Origin of the sequence: Streptosporangium sp. NPDC006013 (assembly GCF_040614275.1) — a bacterium.
Lineage (GTDB): Bacteria > Actinomycetota > Actinomycetes > Streptosporangiales > Streptosporangiaceae > Streptosporangium.
In genome coordinates, this window is sequence record NZ_JBEXUE010000054.1 from 1 (window position 1) to 17,079 (window position 17,079).

The 17,079-nt window shown below is 70.1% G+C and carries 15 protein-coding genes and 1 pseudogene; 10 read left to right on the forward strand and 6 right to left on the reverse strand.

Going from position 1 to position 17,079, the window contains the following annotated elements; all coding sequences use genetic code 11:
• The 5 genes from ABZ260_RS11385 to ABZ260_RS11405 all read left to right on the forward strand — a co-directional run.
• On the forward strand, nt 1-299 hold a 299-nt coding region (locus ABZ260_RS11385), incomplete at its 5' end, for an acyl-CoA dehydrogenase family protein (protein WP_355615728.1).
• Nucleotides 296-1,639: an LLM class flavin-dependent oxidoreductase gene (locus ABZ260_RS11390; RefSeq protein ID WP_355615730.1), complete on the forward strand. Its 1,344-nt coding sequence runs from the start codon at nt 296-298 to the stop codon at nt 1,637-1,639. The genes ABZ260_RS11385 and ABZ260_RS11390, both read left to right, overlap by 4 nt.
• A 10-nt stretch (nt 1,640-1,649) precedes the next feature.
• Nucleotides 1,650-2,027: a rhodanese-like domain-containing protein gene (locus ABZ260_RS11395; protein WP_355615732.1), complete on the forward strand. Its 378-nt coding sequence runs from the start codon at nt 1,650-1,652 to the stop codon at nt 2,025-2,027.
• A gap of 50 nt (nt 2,028-2,077) precedes the next feature.
• Nucleotides 2,078-2,578, forward strand: a complete 501-nt coding sequence (locus ABZ260_RS11400; protein WP_350916541.1) for an Rrf2 family transcriptional regulator — start codon at nt 2,078-2,080, stop codon at nt 2,576-2,578.
• 86 nt (nt 2,579-2,664) lie between these two features.
• On the forward strand, nt 2,665-3,504 hold the full coding sequence (locus ABZ260_RS11405) for a sulfurtransferase (RefSeq protein ID WP_355615734.1): 840 nt from the start codon (nt 2,665-2,667) through the stop codon (nt 3,502-3,504).
• A gap of 131 nt (nt 3,505-3,635) precedes the next feature.
• Here the strand turns inward: ABZ260_RS11405 and ABZ260_RS11410 are convergent, their stop codons facing one another.
• Both ABZ260_RS11410 and ABZ260_RS11415 read right to left on the reverse strand, forming a co-directional pair.
• Nucleotides 3,636-4,592: a hypothetical protein gene (locus ABZ260_RS11410; RefSeq protein ID WP_355615736.1), complete on the reverse strand. Its 957-nt coding sequence runs from the start codon at nt 4,590-4,592 to the stop codon at nt 3,636-3,638.
• The gene (locus tag ABZ260_RS11415; RefSeq protein WP_355615738.1) at nt 4,592-6,358 is read right to left on the reverse strand and encodes a thiamine pyrophosphate-binding protein; all 1,767 of its coding nucleotides are present in this window, start codon (nt 6,356-6,358) and stop codon (nt 4,592-4,594) included. The genes ABZ260_RS11410 and ABZ260_RS11415 overlap by 1 nt, the downstream gene beginning before the upstream one ends.
• Nucleotides 6,359-7,040: 682 nt before the next feature.
• Here ABZ260_RS11415 and ABZ260_RS11420 point away from each other — a divergent pair.
• Nucleotides 7,041-8,633 carry an MDR family MFS transporter gene (locus ABZ260_RS11420; protein ID WP_355615740.1) on the forward strand — a complete coding sequence of 531 codons (1,593 nt, stop codon included), beginning with the start codon at nt 7,041-7,043 and terminating at the stop codon, nt 8,631-8,633.
• Nucleotides 8,634-8,687: 54 nt separating this feature from the next.
• Here the strand turns inward: ABZ260_RS11420 and ABZ260_RS11425 are convergent, their stop codons facing one another.
• Complete coding sequence (locus ABZ260_RS11425) at nt 8,688-10,172, reverse strand: class II fumarate hydratase (protein WP_355615742.1); 1,485 nt, start codon at nt 10,170-10,172, stop codon at nt 8,688-8,690.
• Nucleotides 10,173-10,174: 2 nt separating this feature from the next.
• Entirely contained in the window at nt 10,175-11,914 is a 1,740-nt protein-coding gene (locus tag ABZ260_RS11430; protein WP_355615744.1) for an NAD-dependent malic enzyme, read from the reverse strand.
• Between the two features lie 435 nt (nt 11,915-12,349).
• Between ABZ260_RS11430 and ABZ260_RS11435 the strand changes: the two genes are divergently transcribed.
• Nucleotides 12,350-12,487 carry a hypothetical protein gene (locus ABZ260_RS11435; RefSeq protein ID WP_355615746.1) on the forward strand — a complete coding sequence of 46 codons (138 nt, stop codon included), beginning with the start codon at nt 12,350-12,352 and terminating at the stop codon, nt 12,485-12,487.
• A 73-nt stretch (nt 12,488-12,560) separates the two neighbouring features.
• On the opposite strand, the pseudogene ABZ260_RS11440 reads toward ABZ260_RS11435, so the two are convergent.
• Both ABZ260_RS11440 and ABZ260_RS11445 read right to left on the reverse strand, forming a co-directional pair.
• A pseudogene (locus tag ABZ260_RS11440) lies at nt 12,561-12,662 on the reverse strand (IS5/IS1182 family transposase); the annotation flags it as partial.
• Between the two features lie 66 nt (nt 12,663-12,728).
• Nucleotides 12,729-13,691, reverse strand: a complete 963-nt coding sequence (locus ABZ260_RS11445) for a GntR family transcriptional regulator (protein ID WP_350916580.1) — start codon at nt 13,689-13,691, stop codon at nt 12,729-12,731.
• 136 nt (nt 13,692-13,827) lie between these two features.
• On the opposite strand from ABZ260_RS11445, the gene ABZ260_RS11450 reads away from it, so the two are divergent.
• The 3 genes from ABZ260_RS11450 (at nt 13,828) to ABZ260_RS11460 (ending at nt 16,934) form a co-directional block, all read left to right on the forward strand.
• A complete protein-coding gene (locus ABZ260_RS11450; RefSeq protein ID WP_355615749.1) occupies nt 13,828-14,439 on the forward strand; it encodes a GNAT family N-acetyltransferase in 612 nt (203 codons plus the stop codon).
• 89 nt (nt 14,440-14,528) lie between these two features.
• On the forward strand, nt 14,529-15,362 hold the full coding sequence (locus ABZ260_RS11455; RefSeq protein WP_355615751.1) for an alpha/beta hydrolase: 834 nt from the start codon (nt 14,529-14,531) through the stop codon (nt 15,360-15,362).
• A 450-nt stretch (nt 15,363-15,812) separates the two neighbouring features.
• Nucleotides 15,813-16,934 carry a hypothetical protein gene (locus tag ABZ260_RS11460; RefSeq protein WP_355615753.1) on the forward strand — a complete coding sequence of 374 codons (1,122 nt, stop codon included), beginning with the start codon at nt 15,813-15,815 and terminating at the stop codon, nt 16,932-16,934.
• The last annotated feature ends 145 nt before the right edge of the window (nt 16,935-17,079 follow it).

Genomic DNA, 17,079 nt, shown 5'->3' on the forward strand with positions numbered 1-17,079 from the left:
CCCTGCTCCAGGCGCGCCTGCTGCTGGAGGACGCCCTGCACCGGTGCGATGGTGTCCCGGAACCCGCCGACGTCGTTCAGGCCACCGCCACCAAGCTCCTGGTCCACCAGCACGCCTCGGACGCCGTCGACCACGCCTGCCGCCTGGTCGGCGGAGCCTCCGTCTGGAACACCTCCCCGCTGGGACGTCACTTCCGTGACCTGCGCGTCGCCCTGTTCAACCCGCCCAACGAGGACGTCGTGATCGACGCCGTCGGCCGCGCCGCCCTCGGACTGAACGAGAAAGGCACCTGGACGTGACCCCGCCCCGCCGTACGATGTCGCTGAACTTCAATCTCAGCGGCGTCGGCCACCACACCTCCGCCTGGCGTCACCCCGACAGCCGGACCGACCAGGCCCTGGACGTCGAGTACTACGTGCGGCTCTGCCAGACCGCCGAGCGCGGCGGGTTCGACTCGATTTTCATCGCCGACACCCCGGCGCTGCGCGGCGACCCGAACGACGCCCTGGCCAACACCCCCTTCGAACCGCTGACCCTGCTGTCGGCCATCGCCACCCGCACCACCCACATCGGCCTGATCCCCACCGTCTCCACCAGCTACAGCGACCCGTACACCGTCGCCCGCCAGGTCGCCTCCCTCGATCTGATCAGCAAGGGCAGGGCCGGGGTCAACCTCGTCACCTCCGCGGGTGACCACGTCGCCCGCAACCACGGCAGGGAGCGGCACATCCCGCACGCCGACCGCTACGCCCGCGCCCGGGAGTTCGTCCAGGTGCTGGAGCGGCTGTGGGGCAGCTGGGCGCCGGACGCGATCCTGGCCGACCGCGAGGCCGGCACCATGATCCGTCCCGGCGGCATCACCCCGATCGGCCACGTCGGCGAGCACTTCTCGGTGGCCGGGCCGCTGACCGTGCCGCCCTCACCGCAGGGACGTCCCCCGATCGTGCAGGCCGGGGCCTCGCCCGCCGGGATCGAGCTGGCCGCCGCGCACGCCGACGCCGTCTACGCCCGCTCCATGTCGATCGACGAGACGCGAGGTGTCTACCGCTCCATCAAGACGCGGGCCGCCGAGCTGGGCAGGGACCCGCACTCGATCAGGGTCCTGCCCGGCGTGGTGCCCTACGTCGCGGCCACCGAGGCCGAGGCCAGGCGGCTGGTGCGGGAGATCGAGTCCCGGTTGGTGACCAACCCCGGCGCCCTCACCGCCCTCGGCGCCATGCTCGGCATCGACCTGTCCGGCTACTCACCCGACGACGCCGTCCCACTCCATCTGCTCCCCGCCCCGGAGGACTTCAACGGCTCGGTCACCGGCTTCGTCGAGCTGCGCACCATGGCCGTCGACGAGGGCCTCACCCTCGGCCGGCTCGCCGGTCGCCTCGGCGGCCTCGCCCCGCTGGGCATGTGGGCGCTCATCGGCAGCGGAGAGCAGGTGGCCGACCAGCTCCAGTACTGGTTCGAGAACGAGGCGGCCGACGGCTTCAACCTGATGATGCCGATCGCCCCCGGCGGCATCGAGGCCTTCGTCGAGCACGCCGTGCCGATCCTGCGGGAACGCGGCCTGGTGCGCGCCGGCTACCAGGGCACCACCCTGCGCTCCCACTTCGACCTGTCCCTCGACACCCCGTCGCCACTTCACTGAGAGGAAGACCATGACCGTCTCGCCCGAGGACCTTTTCATCGACCCCGAGCAGGCCGCCGGGAAGCTCGCCACCGGCGCGCTCTTCGTCGACGTACGCCGCCCCGAGGCGCGTGCCGAACACGGCCTGCTGCCCACGGCCGTCGCCGTGGAGAAGGTCGACGTCCTGAGGAGTTTCGACCGGGAATCCCCGGAACTGCTGGCCGACGCCGCCGATCCCGGCCGGGAGATCGTCGTCTTCTGCTCGTCGGAGCGCGGTTCGGGGCCGGTCGTTCAGAAGCTCGCGGAGTTGGGGTACACCAACGTCACCCATATTCTTGGCGGGTTCAGCGCATGGAAGGAACAGGGTTTTGCGACACACCCCCATGACGGCGCGGCCACGGATGCCTGAACACCCGCAGGCGCAGCCGCCCGCGTGCGACCGGGCCCACTGAGGCCCAGGTGCGAATCTCGGCCAAGACCGACTACGCCCTGCGCGCCCTCACGCAGCTCGCGGCGCACGCGGACCGCCCGGTCAGCTCCGAGGAACTCGCGCAGGGGCAGGAGATCCCGCACAAGTTCCTCGAAGCGATCATGGCGGAGCTTCGGCGCACCGGGTTCATCACCAGCCAGCGCGGCACCGGAGGCGGGCACCGGCTCCGCCTCCCCGCCGACCAGGTCGTCATCGCCGACGTCATCCGCGCCCTCAACGGGCCGCTCACTGTCATTCGCGGAGAATGTCCTCAGGACATCGAGTACGGCCCGCCCTCGGAGGGGCTGCAGATCGTGTGGATCGCCATGCGGGCCACCCTCAGATCCATTCTCGAATCGGTGACACTGGCCGACATCGCCGGGGGAACGCTGCCCGGCCATATTCGCGAACTCGCCGGTGACCCCGACGCCTGGGTGACCCACTGGTTCCAAAATCCCGGCCAAATTCAGGAAACCGGCCGCAAGGTCTGATCCACGCCGTATTCGAATGTCAGAAGGACGGAACGTTGACATCCTCCCCGCCCTGCAGGACGGGGTCTCCACACTGGAGGTACTTGATGAGTGAGAGCCCGACCGGACTGATCGGTGCGGACGAGCTGGCCGAACGGCTCGGGTCAGGGGCGCGCGTCCGGCTTCTCGACGTTCGCTGGCAACTCGGTGACCCGCACGGCCACCGCGCCTATCTCGAAGGCCACCTGCCAGGGGCCGTCTTCGTCGACCTGGACACCGAACTGGCAGCCCCGCCCTCTCCCGAGGAGGGGCGGCACCCGCTGCCGGACCTGGACACGCTCCAGCGCGCCGCCCGCCGCTGGGGGCTGGACGACGGTGACGAGGTCGTCGCGTACGACGCCGGTGGCGGCCTGTCCGCGGCGCGCGCGTGGTGGCTGCTGCGCTGGGCGGGGGTGTCCTCGGTGCGGCTGCTCGACGGCGGCCTGCGGGGCTGGACGGAGGCGGGCCATCCGGTGGAGACCGGCGAGGTCCGGCCAGAACCGGGGAACGTGACGCTGACCTCCGGTGCCCTGCCCGTCCTCGACGCCGACGCCGCGGCCGAACTGGCCGGCACCGGCGTGCTGCTCGACGCGCGGGCGGCCGAGCGCTACCTCGGCCACACCGAGCCGGTCGATCCGCGCGCCGGCCACATCCCCGGCGCGGTCAACGCCCCCACCGGGGAGAACCTGACGCCGGATGCGACCTTCCTCGACGAGGAGGCACTCGCCGCCCGCTTCGGCGCCCTCGGGGTGAAGGAGGGCGCGGCGGTCGGTGTCTACTGCGGTTCGGGGGTGACCGCCGCCCACACCGTCTTCGCGCTGGAGCGGATCGGGGTCCACGCGGCCCTGTACGCCGGGTCGTGGTCGCAGTGGTCCAACGACCCCGACCGGCCCGCGGCCACCGGCTGACGGGGACCCGGCGCGAGGCCGACGGGCCGCGTTGTCGCCGGCGCGGCCCGTCGGCCCGGCCCGATCGAGTGCTCGGTCTCGTCACGAGCTTCGAGGGGCGCCGGTCGCCTGCACGCTCCCCCTCCCGTCTCTCATCTCCTGATCAACAGCGCGATCTGGTAGGAGCCGATCCCCACGCCGAACAAGACCAGGTACGGCGTGTCGATGACGTCGGCGGCGGCGACGAGCGTCACCGCCGCGGAGGCGACGGTGAGGTTGCCGTAGTCGCTCAGCGTGTCGTGGTAGCGGGCCGGACGCAGGCGATCCCGCCAGTGCTCCAGTAGCACGTCGGAGGCCTGGTGGCCGATCACGGTCACCTCCCCGGCGTCGATCCCGTGACGCCCGAGCAGCCTCCGGATCAGGTCCGGCGGCCCGTCCATCCCCGTGGACCGGAACGCCCCCACCCCCGCGCCGGGCTCGATGCGGTAGACGGGCCGGACAGCGTCATCGGCGTCCCGGCGGACGGCCATCGTCATCGCGCCGTACTCGGCGCTGCGCGTCTCGTGGATCCAGTCGACGATCACCATCCGTTCCGACCGGCGGAGCACGGCCGCGCCCGCGCCGTCCCCGATCATCCCCGCGTGCGGGTTGCGGGCGTCCACGTGACGGCTCCAGCTCGCCCCGACGCTCACCAGCGCGTGGGTGAAACGCCCGGCCCGCATGGACTCCCAGGAGAGCGCGAGCGCCATGACGAAGGTGCCGAACTCGCAGTTGATCGGCACCACGAGCGCGTGGCTCCCCAGTCCCAGGTCACGGTGCACGCGGAACAGCCCGTTCGGGCTCAGGAACTCGGACACCGTTATGTATCCGTACAGGCTGTCGATCTCGTCCGCGCGGACTCCGGCCTCCTGCAGGGCCCCGCGGCACGCCGACACCGCGAGATCCTCGATCGCCTCGCCGCCCGCCAGGACCCGGCGGTTGCGGGCCCCGCTGAACAGCCCGCTCTCGGCCGAGGGCCCGCTCCCGGTGGAGACCGCCTCCGCGACCGTCGGCGGCAGGGCCGATCCCAGTCCCGCGATGCCGATGCCGGCACGCGCCTCCCCGGCCATCACGCGTCCCCCGCCACCGCGGTGAACCGCTCACCGTAGGGGGGACTCACCCGGTAGTCGATCTTGACCACGACCACCTGGGGCCGCGACCACCTGGCCGCCGCCGACCTGGCCTCGCCCATCGCCTCCCGCAGGGCTTCGGCCTCCTCGACGACGTAGGCGTCGGCGCCGAGCGCGCGGGAGAACTGGGCGAGATCCACCACCCCCAGGCCGTAGAAGTCGTCCTCCAGGGAGAAACGTCCACCGTTCTGCGCGTGCTCCCCGTGGTTCACCATCCCCAGGTAGCCGTCGTCGAGGACGACGAAGATCGCGCCCACCCGGTTCTTGGCGGCGGTCCTGACCTCGTTGCCGTTCATCAGGAACGCGCCGTCGCCCACGAGCGCGGTCGCGACACGGCCGCCGTCACCGATCTTCCCGCCGACGGTCGCGCCGCACGACCAGCCCATCGACGACAGGCCGCACGGGTAGAAGATGCGGGTCGGCGGGTCGATCACCAGATGGTGCGTGGCCCATGCCGTGCAGTTGCCCATGTCGATGTACAGGTCGTCCTGACCGGTGAGCAGGTCGTTGAGGGCGAGCATCACCGCCACCGGCGACACGCCCGCCCCGCTGTCGCGGGGGAGCGGCACCGGCGTCGGCCGCGAGGAGGGGGGCGAGAGCGTGGGTGCCTGCTGCACCTTGCCCAGCCCGGGCAGCTCACGGCGCAGACCACGCAGGAAGACCTCCGCGTCGGCCTGAATGTGCTCGCCGCCCTTGAGGAACTGACCGAAGACCGTGAGATCCAGGTCGACGTGGAAGTACGACGAGACGGCCGCGAGTTTGCGGTCGAAGCTCCTGGTCGCCCATTCCCCCAGGCCGCTGCCGATCACCAGGAGGGCGTCGACCCCCGCCGCGGCGTAGCCCGCCGCCCGCTCGGTGCCCGCCGTCCCCAGCACGCCGAGGCAGCGGTCGTCGCTCTCGGGGAAGACACCCTTGGCGCGCACGCTGGTCACGACGTGAACCCCCAGCGTGTGGACGATTTCCCGGAATGCCGACTGGTTCGAGCGCAGCGCCTGCCGCGCTCCGTTCCCCAGGAAGATCAGGGGGCGTCGTGCCTGCGAGAGCGCCCCGAGGACGCGCCGCGCCTCGGCGGGGTCGAGTTCCATGCCGGGCCGCCGGACCATCACGGCGGCCTTCTCGTCCCCGACCGGCATCCGGGCGATGTCCGCGGGAACCGACAGGTACACGGCGCAGGGACGGGGGCCGGTCGCGACGTTGATCGCCTGGGAGAGGATACGGGGAAAGGAGCCCGGGTCGCTCAGGCCGGTGGAGAACCCGGAGACGTGGGAGTACATCGCGGTCATGTTGGTGCCGAGATCGCTGCTGTCCTGGAGCGCCCTGAGGCCGAAGAGATCCGTCCGGACCTGACCGCCCACCACCAGCAGCGGAACCTGGTCGCGGTGAGCGGAGGCGACCCCGGTCAGCGCGTTGAGGGCGCCAGGGCCCGCGGTGACCAGGCACACGCCCAGCTTTCCCGTCGATCGCGCGTACCCGTCCGCCATAAAGGCGGCTCCTCCCTCGTGAGAGGCGATGATGAATTTGATTTTCGGATGTTCTCGCAGAGCCTGAATGAACGCGGAGATGTTTCCGCCGGGAATGCCGAAAACCGCGTCCACCCCTAGGGCGTCGAGCTGCTCAAGGAGAAATTCAGCCACGGTCAGCTCGCTTACCGAACCTGTCCTGGTGTTCAACACAACTGTTCCCCTGGAAACGAAGAAGTGGGACATCTAACGGGACAACGTGACATCTAACGACATGGTCATCATCCGTTCGCCCGCTGGGCGTCACTCTCCAGGCGGACGCCGGGTCACTCGCGCGGGGGAGGCGGACGCTGTCACCAGAGGGCGGAAGCCCGTTTTTCCAGGTCAAATTCATGGTGCGGGAATGGTGGCGCGGAGGGGGCGCCCGCCGTCGGGGTGACGAACGCCCGGCACGCTCTAAATTTTCAGAAACATAGAATTAACAAACAAAGTGTTTCTCGGCTGAATGGCTCCGTTTTGTGAAATCCGGAGACACGAATCGCGGAAACGACCGAGACCGGTGACCTGACGCGCGAGGCCCGTTCCCGGCGCGGCGGCCACAGCGGCCACCACCTCGCGGGAGGGGCCTTCCCCGGCGCCCGTCCGGCGCGGAAGGTCTTCCCGTACGGGCCGCCGAATCGGGGTCGCGACGCGGGACGGTTCCGGCGTGGTTCCGGCTCCGGCACGGAACCGCGCCCGTCCGCGGCACGGCGGCGGAAGGCGCACCCGGGGCGGATGTTGCGGAAGGGGGCATGGGACACTTGTCAGGACGACGGGGCGCGGTGTCGACATCGCCGCCCGTCGGCCCGGGGCGATCATGTCCCGTGCCGCGCCTCCTGCCGCCGTCACCGCCGCACAGAGCGAGCGGAGACCCGCGGAGAAGTCTCTCGTGGATCATCCCCCTGTCATGCCCGGCGCCTCCGTGCGGTCCGAGGCCCTTCCTTCTTCCTCACCCCTGTCCGAGTCCCCTGTCTCGGCCTCGCCTCCACCCCCCGCTCCCCGGCTCGGGAGGATCTTCGTCGCCCTGCTGCTGGTCACCTTCCTGTCCGCGCTGGACCAGACGATCGTCGCCACGGCCCTGCCCGCCATCGTCGGAGAGCTCGGCGGCCTGGAACACATGTCGTGGGTCGTGGCGGCCTACGCGCTCGCCACGGCGGTCGCGATGCCGGTCTTCGGGAAGCTCGGCGACGCCCTGGGGCGCAAGTCGCTGTTGCTCGGGTCGATCGTCGTCTTCCTGGTGGCGTCGGCGCTGTGCGGCGCGGCCCAGGACATCGTCCAGCTCGTCCTGGCCCGCGCCCTGCAGGGGCTCGGCGCCGCGGGACTGATGATCCTGTCGCAGGCCGTGGTCGCCGACCTGGTCCCGCCGCGCGATCGGGGCAGGTTCCTCGGCCCGCTGGGCTCGGTCTTCGGCGTCGCCACGGTGGTCAGCCCGCTCATCGGCGGGACGCTCACCGACGGCGCCGGATGGCGCTGGATCTTCTGGATCAACCTGCCGCTGGGCATCGTGGCGCTCGTCCTCGCCGCCACCTCGCTGCGGCTGCCGAAGCGGCGCCTGTCGGCCCCCCTCGACGTGACGGGCACTGTTCTGATGGCCGTCACGACGACCGCGCTCGTCCTGATCGGCACCTGGGGCGGCACGCTCCACGGCTGGACGTCCCCGACGATCCTGGGCCTGGGCGCGTTCACACTGGTGGGAACGTTCCTGTTCGTGCTCGCCGAGCGTCGTGCGGCCGACCCGCTCATCCCGCTCGGCCTTCTCGCCGACCGCACGGTCCTGGTCGCCGGCGGACTGAGCCTCGTGGTCGGCGCCGGGCTGTTCAGCGTGGTCAGCTACGTGCCGTCGTACGTTCAGATGGTGTACTCGATGGGCGCCACCGCGGCGGGCCTGTTCCTGGTGCCGCTGACGCTCGGCCTGCTCGCGGCGAACATCGGCACCGGTCTCCTGATCAGCAGGTTCGGGCGCTACAAGATCTACCCGATCGTCGGCACCGCCCTGGCGGCCGCCTCGATGCTGCTGCTCGGGTCGATGACCACGCAGACGCCCTCGTGGCTGCTGGCCGCCTACCTGGTGCTGCTCGGCCTCGGGGTCGGCTGCTTCATGCAGGTCTCGATCACCGCGGTGCAGATCGCGGTGCCCCAGTCCTCGGTCGGCACCGCCACCTCGACGGTCGTCTTCGTAAGGGAGATCGGCGTGACGGTCGGGGCGGCGGTGATCGGCTCGGTGTTCGCCAACCGGGTCGCCGCCGGGCTCGGCCCCGTGCTCGGCGAGGCCGGTGACCCGCACCGCCTGACGCCCGAGGCCGCCGCCGCGCTGCCTCCGGCCGCCCGCGAGCTCGTCGCCGGGGCGTACGCCGACGGGCTGGTGCCGATGTTCCTGTGGCTGGCGGTGGTGTTCGGGGCGGGCCTGGTGCTGGCGCTGCTGCTCAGGGAACGCCCGCTCACCGCATCATCCGGCACGGCCGCCGGGGGGAGTCCTCCGTGACGGCCTGGGCGGGGACCGCGTTTCGAACGACCGAGCCTGTCCCGGCCCGCCGCCTCAGGGAGGCGGGCCGTCAGCTGAGGTGGCCACGCCGGGCCGGGTGAGGCGTTCGGGATCGACGACCTTGTCGTAGAGGGCCTGGCTGACGCCGGACTTGAGAGCGGCCTCCCTGAGCGTGAGGTCCTCGTCGAGCGCTCGGTGGGCGATCCGCGCGGCCTCGTCATAGCCGATGATCGGGCTGAGCGCGGTCACCATCATCACGGACCGGTCGACGTCGTCCTTCAGCCTGGCGGTGTCGAGCTGAGCGCCCTCAATGAGGTAGACGCGGAAGTGGTCCATCATGTCGGACAGGATCCGTACCGAGTGCAGGACGTTGGTGATGATGACAGGGCGGAAGGCGTTGAGCTCGAAGTTGCCCTCCGCGCCCGCCATCGAGACCGCGCTGTCGTTGCCGACCACCTGGATGGCGACCATCAGCATCGCCTCCGCCTGGGTCGGATTGACCTTGCCCGGCATGATCGAGGACCCCGGTTCGTTGGGCGGCAGGATCAGCTCGTGCAGGCCGGCCCGGGGCCCCGATCCCAGCCAGCGCATGTCGTTGGCGAACTTGAACAGCGACACCGCCAGGGCGCGCACCGCCGCCGAGGCCCAGACCAGCGCGTCGCACGAGGCCTGGGCGGCGAACTTGTTGGGGGCGCCGGCGAAGGGGTAGCCGGTGAGATCGGCGATCTGGGCGGCGACCTCGTCCCCGAACCCCGGTGGCGCGTTCAGCCCGGTGCCGACCGCCGTGCCGCCGATCGCCAGCCGGTACAGCCCGGTAAGGGTGTGTTCGAGGTGGTCGGCGGCGTCCTGGATCTGGGCGAGGTAGCCCGACCACTCCTGGCCGACCGTCAGCGGGGTGGCATCCTCCAGATGGGTGCGGCCGATCTTGACCACGTGCTCCCACTGGAGGCTCTTGGCCGCGGTGGCGTCGCGCAGCCGCGTCAGCGCCGGCAGCAACCGGCCGTCGATCGCCCGCACCGCGGCGATGTGCATGGCGGTGACGAACGTGTCGTTGGACGACTGTCCCATGTTCACGTGGTCGTTCGGATGCACGGGATTCTTGCCACCGAGCGGACGGCCGATGAGCTGGAGAGCTCGGTTGGAGATCACCTCGTTGACGTTCATGTTCGACTGCGTGCCGGAGCCGGTCTGCCAGACGTACAGCGGGAACTCGCCGTCCAGGTCACCGTGGACGATCTCGTCGGAGACCCGGCTGATCAGGTCGGCCTTCCACCGGGGCAGCCGGCCGGCGCGGCCGTTGACGATCGCCGCGGCCTTCTTGACGAAACCGTAGGCGTGGTAGACGGCCTTGGGCATCAGGTCGTCGCCGATGGCGAAGTGGATCAGCGACCGCTGGGTCTGCGCGCCCCAGTAGTGGTCGGCCGGCACCTGGATCTCGCCGATCGAGTCGCTCTCGGTACGGGTGCCGGAGGCCTCCAGGCCGATCGGCAGGTCCAGGATCCGTGGCGCGCTCTCGTCCTCCCGGTGCTGACCGGTCATCGTCATGTCCCCCGAACCGGTCGGTACCGCGGCTGCCACATCGCGTTCTGGACCTGCTGGACGGTGTCCCGCAGGTCGGCGCGGGCCAGGTCCTCCTTGGCCGCCTGCTCCGCGACCGCGACCGCGACCGTGGCCGAGACCTCTCTCAGGTTGTCCACCTGGGGCAGCAGGGAGGCGCCCGGGGTCGAGACGTCCACCATGCCGCCGACCGCCTCGGCGGCTGCCTGGAGCATGCCGTCGCTGACCCGCCGCGCTCGCGACACGACCGCGCCCAGTCCCAGCCCCGGGTAGAGCAGGGCGTTGTTGGCCTGGGCGATGACGTGGGTGACACCGTGGTGGGTGATGGGGGCGACCGGGATGCCGGTGGCGATCAGGGCGCGGCCGTCGGTCCACCGGATCAGGTCGGCCGGCATCGCCTCGATCCGCTCGGTCGGGTTGGAGATCGGGAAGATGATCGGCCTGTCGACACCGGCGGCCATGGCTCGAACGATCTTTTCGGTGAAGGCGCCGTGCTTGGTGGAGGTGCCGAGCAGCATGGTCGGCTTGACGCGGCAGACGACCTCGTCGAGGTCGATCTCGTCCCTCTCCCCGCTCCAGTCGGCGACCTCGGAGGCCGGCCGGGCGTAGGGGGTCTGGAAGTCGCGCAGGTCTGACATGTCGTCGATCAGCAGGCCCTGCTTGTCGACCGCCCAGATCCGGCGGGTGGCCGTCTGGCGGTCCAGGCCGTCGCGGACCATCGCGTCACGCAACTGATCGGCGATCCCGATGCCGGCCGTACCGGCGCCGAAGACGACGATCCGCTGCTCGCGCATCGGTGTACCGGAGACGCGGACGGCGCCCAGCATGGCCGCGAGCACGATCGCGCCGGTGCCCTGCATGTCGTCGTTGAAGGTGGGGATCCGGCCGGTGTACCTCTGCAGGATGCGCCGGGCGTTGGACGGCCCGAAATCCTCCCAGTGCAGCATCGCGCCGGGGAACAGGCGGGTGGCCGCCGAGACGTAGGCGTCGATGAAGTTGTCGTAGCGCTCCCCCCGCACCCGCGAGTGCCGGTTGCCCACGTAGAACGGGTCGTTGAGCAACCCCTCGTTGTCGGTGCCGACGTCCAGCGCGACGGGGATGACCCGGGCCGGGTCGATCCCGGCGGCGGCGGTGTAGACGGCCAGCTTGCCGACGGCGATGCCGGCCCCGCCGCCCACCCCCCAGTCCCCGATGCCCAGGATCTCCTCCGCGTCGGAGGCGACGATCAGGTCGACGTCGTCGGCTCCCATGCCGAGGTTCTGGAAAGCCCGCTCGATGCCGTCCACGTCGTCGACGGACAGGTAGACGCCCCGCGGCCGGCGGTACTCGTGGCTGTAGGTCCTGATCGCCTGCGCGATCGTCGGGTCGTACACGATCGGCAGCATCTCCCGCAGGTGATCGGCCAGGAGCCGGTAGAAGAGCACCTCGTCACGGTCCTGCAGTGCCGACAGGTAGACGTTCCTGCGCAGGTCGGTGGGTTGTGCCCGGTACTGCGCGTACGCGCGGCGCGCCTGCTCGTCGAGTGTCTCGACAGCCGAGGGGAGCAGCCCCTCCAGGCCCAGCTCCGCGCGCTCCTGCTCGCTGAACGCCGTTCCCTTGTTCAGCAGCGGGTTGTTCAGTACCTCCAGCCCGCGCAACGTGGTGACGTAGCCCCCGCCGGGGTTCTCCGTGAAGCCGCGGTGCGCGCTCCTCGGCTGTTCGGCCCTGCCGGACTCCTTCGCCATCCCCATCACCCGCACATCTCTGACCCGGGACGCACCCGCCGCCCCTCAGGCGATCGGCAGCCGATCTGTCCATGTGGGGCCTCCCCGCTGCACGATCCGTGCACGCCAAAGGGAAAATAAATTACTTTTGCAACGACGGCCTTGCCGGACTCGGCGATCTTGTCATGGCGGGGCGACACCTCAGGATCTACATTCCGGCAGGGGTGCACAAGGCTCGCCGTACCGCTTCCTTTACCGTGGCGTGGGCCCTGCCCTGCCTGTGCCTCCCGTTCGGATGATGCCTTGACCTCGGGTAAAACATCGCGGGAGCCGCGTCGACCGGTCCTTACTTCGGGTAGACAGTAAGAAGAGCTCCCGGTCCGGCCCATGTCGCCGGCTGGTTTCCGCCCGGCGTCCGGCCGGGGCATCGAATGATCAATCGGAAGTCGATCCGTCATGAGTGCACACGTTCACGTCCGTCTCGACCACGGCCTGACCATGAACGAAAAGAGCGAGCTGGTCGAGCTGACGCGCTGCCAGTGTGGCGCCGTATGGAGCACGACCCACTGGGCCGGAGACGGCGACCTGGAGTGATCGCCGGGCGGCGGTGGCCGGGGACCGCGTGCTCTTCTCCCTGCAGCTGCGCGCGATCGGCGTCGGCCGCAGTGATCGCGTGCAGCTTCTGGGCCAGGCCCGGGGCGGCCCATTCCCTGAGGCGACGGCGGGTAGTGGCGGCCGAGCAGTGCGCGCTGGCGGCGCGTTCGTCACCGTCCGCGCACCCATCCGCCGAGCAAGACCCCGCTACCGCTGGGATGCCCAACCCACATCACGCCGACTACGGGCGCGTTCGGGCCTGATCCTCTACCAGGGCGGCGAAACCGTCGAGATGGCGTGCAAGGCTGTACTCGAACAATCCGTCCACGTCCGACACCGTTTCCTCGGAAACCGCGGCCAGCAGCGGAAATCGTCCGGAGCGGAGGAGTTCGTCGGCCCGCTTTCGCTGTGTCAGCCACCACCGGTCGAGCGTCATACCGGTCTCCTGCTCGGCTTCGATCTCATCCGCCGTGGACAGCGCAACGGTGTGGACCAGTGCGTGCAGCGTGAGCGCCTCGCGAATCCGTGTCGTCATGGGCAGTCCAAGCCCGTCGAGTGCGCGCAGGGTCCACTCGGTGTGCGCCATCATGTTGGGCACCAGCAACGGTCGCGTGAACGAGATGGCCCTGGGCAGCCAGAGGTGTCGTCGGCACAGCTCCCATTGCCGGCGGGAGATCAGTTCGAGCTTGGCTCGCCACCCCTCCGGCCCCGGGATGGGGAGCTCCAGTTCGCCGAAGACCTTGTCGGCCATCTGCGTCACCAGTTCGTCCTTGTTCGTCACGTGCCGGTACAGCGACATCGGACCGACGCCGAGCTCGGAAGCGAGTCGCCGCATGGATACGGCGTCGAGTCCCTCGGCGTCGGCGATCGCGATGGCGGTGCGGAGAGCCTGCTTCCGGTTCAGTGCCTGCTTGGGGACGTCGGCTCGCCGCGGTCTCAGGGGAGTGGTCAGGCCGGCCGGCTGCTTCTGGCCCAGGGGGCTGACCACCGTGCCGGCGCCGACCTTCGTTTCGACCAGCCCTTCGTCGCGGAGAGTGGCCATCACTCTGGTCGCGGTCGCGACCGCGACCCCGCATCGCTGGGCGATCTCCCGGATGGAAGGCACCCGGTCGCCGGGCCGCAGGTCGCCGGTCAGGATCCGGGCACGGATCTCCGTGACGATCTGCCGGTATGGCGGTTCCGGTCGCGGCGTTGACGACGGCATAGAGTCCCCGATCTCTTGGTGAGGTTGCTGTCCGCCAAGAGTGTACTAGTTCAATCTCTCCCAGTACTAGTTCACTTTAACTCACCAAATTCTCGAGATATATCCACTTCCGCGACCATTTCAATACGCTGTACCCATGACAGTTGATACGCCGTACGCATCCGTGTGGCGAGCGGATGACGCAGACCAGCAGGCGGTGTTGGGCGTCCTGACCGAGGCGTTCATGAACGATCCACTGGTCTGTTGGCTCTTCCCCGAGATGGGCCAACGAGGTCGTCTCCAGGCGCACTTCTACCGCCCCCTGCTCACCCATCCCGCCGCCGAGGCGTACCTGGCCGGCCGTCGCGAGGGCGCCTCGGTATGGCTGACGCTGGCCGCAGGTCAGACGCCCTATGCGGAGCACTCGGACGCGCCCGAGGCGGGCCAGGAGACGGTCCTCGGTGAGAACGGTGCACGATTGCTGGCCCTGGGCCGGGCACTGGCCCCACGGCACCCCGATCGCGAACCGCACCTCTACCTCCCCTGCATGGGGGTGATCAGCGGGCGGCAGGGCGCCGGACTCGGCTCGGCCATGCTGCGGCACCGGCTGGAGCGAGCGGACGCCGACGGGCTCGCCGCGTATCTGGAGGCGAGTTCGTCCCGGAGCCGCGCCCTCTACCAGCGGCACGGATTCGAGGATCTCGGCGAGCCGGTTCGCGTGGCGGACAGCCCGCTCCTGTGGCCGATGTGGCGCCCACCGCACCATTGACCGCCAACTCACACCACCCGTCCGACAGACAAAAGGAGAGAACGTCAATGACAACGAACCGCGACGCCGATCGGCGACCGCCGACCCTGGTGTTCATCCACGGCACCAACTCCTCTTCGGCCTGGGCTTCGGGCCTGACCAGCGAACTCACCCTGCGCGGGCACCGATGCGTGGCCATCGACCTTCCGGGACACGGCCGCGAGGCGTTCTACCCCCGTTCCTACCAGGCCCCGCAGGACCTCCAGGCGCTGGCAACCGAACCATCGCCACTCGCCAAGATCACCATCGACGACTACGTCGAACACGTCGTGGACGTGGTGCGCCGCGCCCGCCACCACGGCCCCGTGATCCTGGCCGGCATGAGCCAGGGCGGCGTCACCGTGAGCAGAGTCGGCAACGCCATCCCCGAACTACTCGAACGCGTCGTCTACGTCGCGGCGTACTGCTGCGTGGACCTGCCGAACCTGGCCGCTTATCTCGAAACGCCGGAGAACAGCGACAGCCTGCTCCCCCAAGTGACCGCGGCCATGGTTGCCGATCCAGCGGTCCTGGGAGTGAGCCGGCTCAACTGGCGCTCGGCCGACCCGGCGGTGTTCCAAGGAGTCAAGCAATGCCTTGCCGGAGACTTCACCGACGAAGAGGTGAGCCGGCTGCTCGCCATGCTCGAACCGGACGAGACCGCCGGCATTCCCCTGGCTGAAGCGCGGGGCGAAGCACACACCTGGGGCCGCATTCCCCGGACGTATGTGCGCCTCACCCTCGACCGGCTGATCCCGCCGGCGCTGCAGGACCGATTCATCAAAGAGGCCGACCGCCTCACTCCGGACAACCCGACCGACGTGCGAAGCGTCGCGGCACCCCATGTCGGCCCGTTCGACCGGCCTGAACTGGTGGAGATCTTCTCGGAGCTCGCCAGCCGCTGACCCGGCGCAGCATGCTCCAGGAAAAGTCGTGTTATAGCTGGTGAGCAGGAGTTCTGACGAGGCGGAGTGGGTCCGGTGTGCCGGACTCCGCCACCCGGCCGCCTCGTCTTCCGCGTCTTCGCCACCGCGTCGGCCCGCGGGGGCTAGAGCGGATGCCACTCCAACCAGTCGCATCGCCCGGTCGTGGTCTCGCAGGTGTAGAACAGTCTGACCTCGGACCCGGTGAACGTTCTTGGTCAGCGCTGGGCGGGCGGGGTCGCGCGACGTATCGGCCGCCGAGTATCTTGAGAGGTGGCGACCGTCCGCGCCCAACCTCCGGCGACCCGCCCCAGCCGGGTCACCCGACGGAGGCAAAGGGAGGCCCACCTCTCGGCCGAGGCACCATTCGTCGATCGTGCGCCCGCCGCAGCGATTGCTGGGGGATCCGCGGACGGGACGCGGGAGACGATCATGACCAAGCAGGCCGGCTTCAAACGGCACGTGCGCGCCCGGATGGCCAAGACCGGCGAGTCGTACGCGACCGCCCGCAGCAGGCTCCTCGCCAAGCACCCGGGGACGACGCCGGACGACTTCCCGGTCGACTGGATGCCCGAGGCGCTGCACATCAGCAACGGCGACGCCACCGACGTGCCAGGGACCGGGCTCGCGCGGCGCGTGGTCTACTGGCGCGATCTCCTACACGAGGGGCCGGTGCCCGAGGTAGCGCCGGCCCAGCTGCGCCGGATCAGGGTCGACTACCTCACCGGCTACGAGAGCGTCGAGCGCGCCGAGGCGATGCGCCAGTTCACCGAGCGGGACCGGGCCCTGGGGGCCAACCGCGACGGGGAGTACGTGCTGTGGTTCGAGGCGGACCTGTACGACCAGTTGCAGATCGCCGAGATCCTCGCCCGCCTGGCTGATCTGGGCGTTCCCCCCGAGCGCATCACTTTGATCTGCATAGGCGAACACGCGGGCATCGCCCGCTTCGGCGGCCTCGGGGAGCTGACCGCCGAGCAGTTGCGTGAGCTGTCGCACACGAACGCATGTGCGCGGCTGACCCCGGCGGCGCTCGAACTGGCCGTCCGCGCGTGGGCGGCCTTCCGCGCGCCCACTCCCGAGGGCCTGGGCTCCATCGCCTCCGCGCGGCTGGGCGAGCTGCGCTTCCTGGGCGAGGCATTCGACCGACTCAGCCGGGAGTATCCGGCGACGCGGGACGGTCTGTCGCTGACCGAGCGGCGGGTGCTGGCCGCCGTCGCCGACGGCGCGTCCGATGCCGGGACGGCCTTCGTGAGGGCCGGGGCGCGGGAGACGCGGCCGTACATGGGGGATATCACGTGCTTCGCCCGGATGGACCGGATGGCAGCGGGGCCACACCCGCTGCTCCGTCTCGACCCGCCTGGCCGCCCCGTGGAGCGGATGACGGGCGTGTGCCTGACCGACACCGGGGCGCGGGTGCTGGCCGGAGAGGCCGACCAGATCGCCCTCAACGGCATCGACCGGTGGATCGGCGGCGTGCATCTGCAGGGCCACTACGTGCCGTGGCGCTGGGACGACGGCACCGAAACCATCGTCCACCTCCCCGGCGAAGCATAGAAGCCCAAGGTCGGCCGCCGACGTTCACCGGGTTACGCGCCGTTCGGAACTTGTCAAGCTCGATATCCGCAGGTCGGCCGGCAGCGCGGCGACGTGCCGCTGTCGGCACGCAAGGGCAAGGTGCGCGTCCGCGCCGGTTGACCTT

Excerpts from the sequence above, each read along its gene's own strand:
- ABZ260_RS11395 (WP_355615732.1), top strand. The coding sequence starts at position 1,650 with ATGACCGTCTCGCCCGAGGACCTTTTCATCGACCCCGAGCAGGCCGCC.
- ABZ260_RS11450 (WP_355615749.1), top strand. The coding sequence starts at position 13,828 with ATGACAGTTGATACGCCGTACGCATCCGTGTGGCGAGCGGATGACGCA.
- ABZ260_RS11445 (WP_350916580.1), bottom strand. The coding sequence starts at position 13,691 with ATGCCGTCGTCAACGCCGCGACCGGAACCGCCATACCGGCAGATCGTC.
- ABZ260_RS11430 (WP_355615744.1), bottom strand. The coding sequence starts at position 11,914 with ATGGCGAAGGAGTCCGGCAGGGCCGAACAGCCGAGGAGCGCGCACCGC.
- ABZ260_RS11410 (WP_355615736.1), bottom strand. The coding sequence starts at position 4,592 with ATGGCCGGGGAGGCGCGTGCCGGCATCGGCATCGCGGGACTGGGATCG.
- ABZ260_RS11405 (WP_355615734.1), top strand. The coding sequence starts at position 2,665 with ATGAGTGAGAGCCCGACCGGACTGATCGGTGCGGACGAGCTGGCCGAA.
- ABZ260_RS11415 (WP_355615738.1), bottom strand. The coding sequence starts at position 6,358 with ATGTCCCACTTCTTCGTTTCCAGGGGAACAGTTGTGTTGAACACCAGG.
- ABZ260_RS11460 (WP_355615753.1), top strand. The coding sequence starts at position 15,813 with ATGACCAAGCAGGCCGGCTTCAAACGGCACGTGCGCGCCCGGATGGCC.
- ABZ260_RS11435 (WP_355615746.1), top strand. The coding sequence starts at position 12,350 with ATGAGTGCACACGTTCACGTCCGTCTCGACCACGGCCTGACCATGAAC.
- ABZ260_RS11425 (WP_355615742.1), bottom strand. The coding sequence starts at position 10,172 with ATGACCGGTCAGCACCGGGAGGACGAGAGCGCGCCACGGATCCTGGAC.